General features: G+C 65.2%; 8 protein-coding genes and 2 pseudogenes. 4 read left to right on the top strand and 6 right to left on the bottom strand.

Translation table 11 applies throughout. From position 1 onward, the window contains the following. Nucleotides 1-206 precede the first annotated feature (206 nt). The 3 genes and pseudogenes from rsgA to ybaK form a co-directional block, all read right to left on the bottom strand. Nucleotides 207-1,242 (bottom strand): annotated as a pseudogene (rsgA, locus tag RHBS_RS20660) (ribosome small subunit-dependent GTPase A). After that, nucleotides 1,194-2,511 (bottom strand): annotated as a pseudogene (aroA, locus tag RHBS_RS20655) (3-phosphoshikimate 1-carboxyvinyltransferase). The pseudogenes rsgA and aroA overlap by 49 nt, the downstream one beginning before the upstream one ends. Nucleotides 2,512-2,517: 6 nt before the next feature. After that, entirely contained in the window at nt 2,518-3,009 is a 492-nt protein-coding gene (gene ybaK, locus RHBS_RS20650; RefSeq protein ID WP_121870282.1) for a Cys-tRNA(Pro) deacylase, read from the bottom strand. 90 nt (nt 3,010-3,099) lie between these two features. Here ybaK and RHBS_RS20645 point away from each other — a divergent pair, with 90 nt between their 5' ends. Both RHBS_RS20645 and rsrA read left to right on the top strand, forming a co-directional pair. Further along, complete coding sequence (locus RHBS_RS20645) at nt 3,100-3,882, top strand: sigma-70 family RNA polymerase sigma factor (protein WP_094642309.1); 783 nt, start codon at nt 3,100-3,102, stop codon at nt 3,880-3,882. Further along, entirely contained in the window at nt 3,879-4,178 is a 300-nt protein-coding gene (rsrA, locus tag RHBS_RS20640) for a mycothiol system anti-sigma-R factor (protein ID WP_374700636.1), read from the top strand. The genes RHBS_RS20645 and rsrA overlap by 4 nt, the downstream gene beginning before the upstream one ends. A gap of 71 nt (nt 4,179-4,249) precedes the next feature. Here the strand turns inward: rsrA and RHBS_RS32360 are convergent, their stop codons facing one another. After that, nucleotides 4,250-4,324, bottom strand: coding sequence for a 50S ribosomal protein bL37 (locus tag RHBS_RS32360; RefSeq protein WP_370878772.1), 75 nt, complete (start codon nt 4,322-4,324; stop codon nt 4,250-4,252). 119 nt (nt 4,325-4,443) lie between these two features. Here RHBS_RS32360 and RHBS_RS20635 point away from each other — a divergent pair, with 119 nt between their 5' ends. Next, the gene (locus tag RHBS_RS20635) at nt 4,444-4,659 is read left to right on the top strand and encodes a biotin/lipoyl-binding carrier protein (RefSeq protein WP_008717734.1); all 216 of its coding nucleotides are present in this window, start codon (nt 4,444-4,446) and stop codon (nt 4,657-4,659) included. Nucleotides 4,660-4,680: 21 nt separating this feature from the next. Continuing rightward, entirely contained in the window at nt 4,681-6,159 is a 1,479-nt protein-coding gene (locus tag RHBS_RS20630; RefSeq protein ID WP_121870281.1) for a sensor histidine kinase, read from the top strand. 121 nt (nt 6,160-6,280) lie between these two features. On the opposite strand, the gene RHBS_RS20625 is transcribed toward RHBS_RS20630, so the two are convergent. Then, the gene (locus RHBS_RS20625) at nt 6,281-6,535 is read right to left on the bottom strand and encodes a WhiB family transcriptional regulator (RefSeq protein WP_032366305.1); all 255 of its coding nucleotides are present in this window, start codon (nt 6,533-6,535) and stop codon (nt 6,281-6,283) included. Between the two features lie 265 nt (nt 6,536-6,800). After that, nucleotides 6,801-7,754 (bottom strand): diacylglycerol kinase family protein, encoded by a 954-nt coding sequence (locus RHBS_RS20620; RefSeq protein WP_121872524.1) that lies wholly within the window; start codon nt 7,752-7,754, stop codon nt 6,801-6,803. Between the last annotated feature and the right edge of the window lie 84 nt (nt 7,755-7,838).

The raw sequence follows: 7,838 nt of genomic DNA, 5'->3' as shown, positions 1-7,838 counted from the left end.
CCCGAGACCGCGTCCGAGCGCAAGTGGGCCGACGCGCCGGCAGGCCTGTTCACCGTCGATCCAGAGACCGGCAAGCGTCGTGGTCTGCGCACCGCCATCGCAGAGACGAAGAAGCGCAAGGGAATTCGTAGGCTGGTCGGTAGGGCCGCGTAAGCTCTCCACCGAGTTCGAGCCTGGTGGCAACCGATTCCGACCGGAGTCCGTTGCTACCAGGCTTCGTTCGTTCGAACGGCTTCGAGGAGCAGGCGCACGGCCGCGACACGTCGACCGGCGTCCGAAGTGAGTGCGTCGAGAGCGCACTCGGGATCTGCCGGTGGGCCGAGGTGGGTGCATCCTCGGGGACAGTTCTCGATCGTGTCGGCCAGATCGGAGAACGCTGCGACGACGTTCTCGGGGGGAGATGTGTGCCAGTCCGAACGACCGGATACCGGGAGTGTCGACCACCCAGCCGCCGCCGGGCAGCGGTAGCGCCACCGACTGCGTCGAGGTGTGACGGCCCTTGCCGACGCCCGAGACCACCCCGGTGGCGCGATAGGCGTCGGGCACCAGCCGGTTGACGAGCGTGGACTTTCCGACGCCCGAGTGACCGATCAGCGCGGTCACCGAGTTCGTCAGCATCGCGGTCAGCTCCGTGAGGTCCTCGGATTGGCCGGCCAGCACCACCGGGACGTCCAGATCGGCGAAGGCCGCAGTGAATTCCTCGGGGGCGGCGAGATCGCTCTTGGTCAGGCACAGAACGGGTTCGAGTCCGCCGACGTACGCGGCCACGAGTGCTCGCTCGACGAAGCCGGTGCGAGGAGGAGGGTCTGCGAGCGCCGCGACGATGAGTAGCCGGTCGGCGTTGGCCACCACCACACGTTCGAACGGGTCGGTGTCGTCTGCGGTGCGACGCAACACCGTCCGCCGCTCGGCCACGCGCACTATTCGGGCCAGGGTGTCGACCTTGCCGGACAGATCTCCGACGATTCCGACCTCGTCTCCCACCACGATCGGAGTTCGGCCCAGCTCGCGGGCACGCATCGTCACGACCGGCCGTGCCGGGTCACCGTCGAGCACACAACCCCATCGGCCGCGGTCGACGGACACCACCATGCCTGCTTCGGCGTCGTTGTGTTCGGGTCGAGTCTTGGTTCGTGGACGCGAACTCTTGCCCGGTCGGATCCGAACGTCGGACTCGTCGTACCGGCGCGCGGTCAGGAGCCGACCCCGCTCGGTGTCGATGCGGACAGCATTGCGTCCCACAGCATCTCGAAACCGGGGAGCGTCTTGGCGGTGGTGCCGATGTCGTCCACCTCGACCCCGGGTACCCGCAGTCCGACGATCGCGCCTGCGGTGGCCATCCGGTGGTCTGCGTAGGAATGCCAGACGCCTGCGTGCAGCGGTGCCGGATCGATGCGGATGCCGTCGTCGGTCTCGACTGCGCGTCCGCCGAGTCGAACGATCTCGGTTGTCAGTGCGGCGAGTCGGTCGGTCTCGTGGCCACGCAGGTGGGCGATGCCACGCAGAATCGACGGCCCCTCGGCCAGTGCGGCGAGCGCCGCGACCGTCGGGGTCAATTCGCCGACGTCGTGGAGATCGAAGTCGATGCCGCGCAACGTATCGGGGCCCTCGACGGTCAAGATGCCTGCGGTCAGGTCGACGCGAGCGCCCATCCGGGTGAGTATCTCGCGGAAGACATCGCCGGGCTGGGTGGTCGATTCGGGCCAATTCGGCACGCGCACTCTGCCTTTCGTCACCACCGCTGCAGCGAGGAAAGGGGTGGCGTTGGACAGGTCCGGCTCGATGCTCCACTCGATCGGCGCGACCGGCCCGGGGTGCACCCGCCAGGTGTTCGCGTCGCCGCCGGACTCGGGGGGTATCGACTCGGACGCCCGCACGCCGCAACATGTCCACTGTCATGTCGATGTGCGGCATGGACGGAACGGGCTTGCCGGTGTGGTGGATTTCGATTCCCTCGTCGAATGCCGCCGCGGAGAGCATCAGACCCGAGACGAACTGTGAGGACCCCGAGGCGTCGATGTCGACCGACCCGCCGCGCAGCGAACCGGTGCCGCGCATCGTGAACGGCAGCGCGCTGCCGTCGATCTCGGCCCCCACCGCGCGCAGAGCGTCGAGAATGGTGTCGAGTGGACGGATACGTGCCTGCTCGTCGCCGTCGAACGACACCTCGCCTGCGGCAAGGGCAGCCAGGGGCGGCACGAAGCGCATGACGGTACCCGCCAGACCGCACTCCACGGCTCCTCCGTGCAGCGGTGCCGGAGTCACGCGCAACGACGTCCTGTCGTCGTCCGCGGCGATGATCTCGATTCCCAAGGTTGCCAGGGCGTCGATCATGAGATCGGTGTCACGGCTGCGCAGGGCACCGGTGATCGTCGACGAGCCGGTGGCGAGCGAGGCGATGATCAGTGCGCGATTGGTGATCGATTTCGATCCGGGCAGAGTGACTGTCGCGTCAACGGGTGCGACGGCGGCGGGGGCTGTCCAATTGCTCACCCGTCCATCTTCTCTCATTCGCTGTCAGTGCGCGGCGATGGGCGCGGATGTTGCGCCTGTGAGCCGCACCAGATCGGCTGGTGCGAGTTCGATTTCCAGTCCGCGGCGACCCCCGCTGCACAGAATCGTCTCGAAATCGAGAGCCGAGACGTCGATCGCGGTGGGCAGGGGCTTGCGTTGGCCGAGAGGCGAGATACCGCCGAAGACGTATCCGGAGGAGCGCTCGGCGGCAGCCCTGTCGGCCATCGTGATCTTTCTGGTGGACAGAGCGGCGGCCGCGGCCTTGAGCGAGAGCATGGCCGTCACCGGGACGATCGCCACCGCAAGCGAGCGATCTGCTCGTTCGACGACGAGCGTCTTGAAGACCTGGTCGGGCCGAACGCCGAGCCGCTCGACGAGGATCTGTGCCGCCTCCTCGCCGTAGGACTGCGCCCGAGCATCGTGGTCGTACGAATGCACGGTGTGCGCCACCTTCCGTGCGATGAGCAGCGCGAGAGCGGGTGTGGACGCAGCCATTCACCGGACTCTAGCGACCGCGCGGGAACACCGCGGCACGACGGTGTGTTGTGCAACAACAGATACGGATGCAGGCGGAAGGAAAGACGAATGGCAGTGCTGACCGCGGGACGTCCCCTCGCGTTGAAGGGGGTGATCTCTTCGCAGAAGTCGACTTCGGGCGCGGTAGCCTGGGCGGTGGAAGCTATCGAAGGGATCAGCGTGACAGAAGCCAGCAATCCCGTCGCTGACGTGGACGACGAGAAGGCGATCGCGGAGCGCAGGGCTGCCGAGACCGAGGCACAGTTGACCGAGCGCTTCGAGCGCGACGCGTTGCCGATGCTCGATCAGCTGTACGGCGCAGCTCTGCGAATGACGCGCAACCCCGCCGACGCCGAGGATCTGGTTCAGGAGACGTTCGTGAAGGCCTACTCGGCTTTCCGGTCGTTCCGTGAGGGCACGAACCTCAAGGCGTGGCTGTACCGAATTCTCACCAACACCTACATCAACTCCTACCGCAAGAAGCAGCGTCAGCCCGCGCAGTACCCGACCGACGAGATCAGTGACTGGCAGCTCGCCGCCACCGCCGAACACACGTCCACGGGGCTGCGTTCGGCCGAGGTCGAGGCCCTGGACGCGCTGCCGGACGACGACATCAAAGCCGCGCTGCAGTCTCTTCCCGAAGAGTTTCGAATGGCTGTGTACTACGCCGACGTCGAGGGGTTCCCGTACAAGGAGATCGCCGAGATCATGGGCACTCCCATCGGGACGGTGATGTCGCGTCTGCACCGCGGACGCAAGCAACTGCGGGGCCTGCTGGCAGGGGTTGCGCGGGAGCGTGGTTTCAACCGGGACGGCGCAGTCGATCGGCACGAGCAGGAGGTAGTCCAGTGACGGGCACCGGAAGGATCGACGACGGCGACGCACAGTTCGAACGCCTCGACTGCTCGGCCGTGATCGCGGACGTGTGGGTGATGCTCGACAACGAATGCGACGAAGCGAGCCGATCCCGTCTGCAGAAGCACATCGACGAATGCGGATCCTGCTTCGAGGCCTACGGAATCGAAGAGAAGGTCAAGCGGCTGATCTCACGCAAATGCGGGGGAGACCAAGCGCCGGCCGGGCTGCGCGAACGGCTCAGCGTCGAGATTCGACGGACCGTGCTGATTCGCCAGACCGACTCCGAGTAGTCGCAGGTCGCACAACGACGAGGGGCCGAGAAGCAATCGCTTCTCGGCCCCTCGCGGCTTGTGGCAAACCGTCAGCTGTTCGGACGTTTGCCGTGGTTGGCCTTGTTGCCCTTACGAGCACGCTTCTTACGTCCACGCTTTCCCACGATGGGCTCCTCTCGTTTGTTCACTACAGTCTCCCACGTGTGATTGGCTTACTGTGACTGGCCTGGTCTCCGATGGGTGGCCGGCGCAGTTCGTGGTGACGTGAGAGAGGGGTTCGCCGGTGTCCGAGGACGTTCGTGCGGAGATGGTGTCCACGGTATTTCAGGTGGTCGTGGCCCGAGGCGACGCCGTCGAGGTCGGTGACACCCTCGTGATCCTGGAATCGATGAAGATGGAAATTCCCGTGCTGGCCGAGACCGCAGGGACGGTCACGTCGGTGGACGTCGCGGTCGGCGACGTCATCCAGCAGGGCGACCTCATCGCCGTCGTGTCCTGAGCATCGGTCCCGTGAGATCCCGTGTCGACCCTCAGTGACCTTCTGGCCGAACACACCGACCTCCGCGGCGTCGCGGTCGACCATCTTCAGCGCGTCGTAGGCGAGTGGCAGCTGCTGGCCGACCTCTCGTTCGCCGACGTGCTGCTGTGGGTCGGCACCGACGACGTGTCCAGTGGGACTGCCGACGTGCTCTGTGTGGCCCAGTGCCGGCCGACAACCGCGCCCACGGTCTTCACTCACGACATCGTGGGAACGACGATCTCCGAATCCGAGCACCCCGACGTGATGGTCGCGCTGCAGCAGCGGGAGATCGTGCACGGAGGAGTCGTGACGCGGACCGAGAGCATTCCGGTGCGCTGCGGAGAGCACGTCATCGCGGTGCTGACCCGCGACACCAATCCCGCGCAGCTTCGACCGCCGAGTGCCCTCGAGGTCGCTTATCGGGAATGTGCCGACGACCTGTGTCTGATGATCAGTGAAGGGACGTTTCCCACCCCGGAGGAGCGCACCGATGTGAACTCGTCCCCCCGCGCAGGCGACGGATTCATCCGCGTCGATACCGAGGGGCGGGTGGACTACGCCAGTCCCAACGCACTCTCGGCATACCACCGGATGGGATTGACGACGGAGTTGTCCGGTCGAGATCTGGCGTCGGTCACGCGGTCTCTGGTCACCGACCCGTTCGACTCGCAGGAGGTGGCCGATCACATCCGATCGTCGCTCAGTGGCAACGTGGGCCACCGGATGGAAGTCGATGCGCGCGGTGCCACCGTTCTCGTGCGCACGCTGGCTCTGCAGCCCCGGGGGAGGTCTGCCGGTGCGGCCGTGTTGATCCGCGATGTCACCGAAGTGAAGCGACGCGATCGTGCTCTGCTCAGCAAGGACGCGACCATCCGGGAGATCCATCATCGGGTGAAGAACAACCTGCAGACGGTGGCTGCGTTGCTCCGGCTGCAGTCTCGGCGACTCGAGAACGAGGAAGCGCGCACGGCGTTGTCCGAGTCGGTCCGTCGGGTGACATCCATTGCACTCGTGCACGAAATGTTGTCGATGTCGGTGGACGAAGAAGTGGACCTCGACGAGATCGTCGATCGTCTGGTGCCGATCATGCTGGACATCGCGACGGTCAATCCGAAAGTTCGAGTGGTGCGCGAGGGCAAACTCGGAGTCTTCTCGGCCGAACGGGCGACGCCCCTGGTGATGGTGCTCACCGAGCTGGTGCAGAACGCGATGGAACATGGATTCGACGCCGGGTCGGCCGGTGTCGTCCGAATCGGAGCCGACCGGTCCGCGAAGTGGCTGGACGTGGTCATCCACGACGACGGGCGCGGGTTGCCCACCGGGTTCTCCCTGGAACGCTCGGACGGTCTCGGCTTACAGATCGTGCGCACGCTGGTCTCGGTGGAACTGAACGGATCGCTGGGTCTGCATCCTGCGGCGGGCGGGGGAACCGACGCGCTGTTGAGGGTTCCTCTGGGACGGCGTGTGCCGAGGCCCTGATGCACGTTCGGTGAACAGTGCGTAACGCGCTCTTCGCGGTACGCAGACGGCCCGTGGAACGCAGAAGGCCCGGTGTCCGCTGTGGCGGATACCGGGCCTTGCCGATTGCTGGTTGCGCGTCCTAGACGGAGCTACGTGCGCGCGTACGTGCGTTGCGTCGCTTGAGTGCACGGCGCTCGTCTTCACTCATTGCGCCCCATACTCCTGCGTCCTGGCCGGATTCGAGTGCCCAGGACAGGCATTCAGCGGTGACGGGGCACCGAGTACAGACGACTTTGGCATCGGCGATCTGCGCGAGCGCCGGACCACTGTTTCCCACCGGGAAAAATAGTTCCGGATCTTCATCGCGACAAATAGCCTTGTGGCGCCAGTCCATCCTCTGCTCCTTACCGGGCGCCGAAGCGCCGTTTCGTTTCTCTTCTGTTCACGAGTGGGTAACCAATGTTTCCGCACTGTTGCTTGTGAATGCTTTCACGAACTCAGGTGAAGTCAAGGGGTACGCGCGTGACCGTGGTCAAGCTCACTCTGTTAGGCTCGCTTTAGCCTTCTGCGCTCCTTTGTACCCCGAGTGAACAGATTTCGCTCGTGATTTCGCGAGAACAACGCTGTGTGCAGCCCCATATGCCCAGGGACAAGCCCTCTCAGCGGCTCGGCGCAACCACTTCCAGCGCGTCGGGAGTCGAGAAGAACTCGGCCTCGGTGCGTTCACCCAGGTAGTCCCCGTCCATCTGCAAGCCGACCGGCTCCGCGGAGGAAATTCGGACACTCGGTACATCGTCGATCCGAATCAGCTTGCGGGACTTCGGTTCTGCCCCCTTCGCGAGCAACTGGCGAGACACCCGCAACGTTGGGAACAGAGCAGTGGAGCGCATACCGAACACGCCCAGACCCGAATCGAAGCCGGTACCCGGATTCGTGTGCACCGGCCGCTCGTTCAGATACGTCCACGGACTCGAGTTCGACACGAATGCATAGTGGACACCCTCGAACGGATCCTGCCCGGGGACCTCGACCGTCAAACGAGCAGGCCGTCGCTTGTGCTTGAAGAACTCCTGCACCGCCGACCTCAGGTAACGCGTCGCAGAGACCGGCTTGCCGTCCTTGCGACTGGCATCGATGGCCCGACACACATCCGCATCGAGTCCCATACCCGCATTGAACGTGAACCAGCGATTGCCGGAATGCCCCAACCCGATCGTCCGCCGTGCCCGCGCATCGAGCAGACCGATCAACTGATTCGTCGCCGCCACCGGATCCGCCTCGATCCCCAGCGACCGCGCGAACACATTCGCACTACCGCCCGGAACGACCGCGAGCGGCGGAATCGCACCGATCGTCACCGCCTGCATCGACGTCGGCAACGGCACCCCGAGCAAACCGTTGATCACCTCGTTGACCGTCCCGTCACCACCGTGAACGATCACCAGACCCATCCCGTCCTCACGGGCACCCCGAGCAAGCTCCGACGCATGATCCCGATGAGTCGTCTGCGCAACCGTCACCCGCACCCGACTCGACAACGCATGAGCCAACAGATCACGAGCCGCAGCCGTCGTAGAAGTCGCATTGGGATTGACGATCAGCAGCGCACGCACGAGCACTGACACTAACCGGGTCGTTCCGCAGGCTCCACTCCGGTCACCTGGGTCTCCGCCGGCTCCACTCCGGTCACCTGGGTC

This window comes from Rhodococcus sp. BS-15 (assembly GCF_000813105.1).
In the GTDB taxonomy this organism is placed as follows: domain Bacteria; phylum Actinomycetota; class Actinomycetes; order Mycobacteriales; family Mycobacteriaceae; genus Rhodococcoides.
Note: the sequence above shows the minus strand (reverse complement) of the source record. Positions and strands in the feature narration are given on the sequence as shown.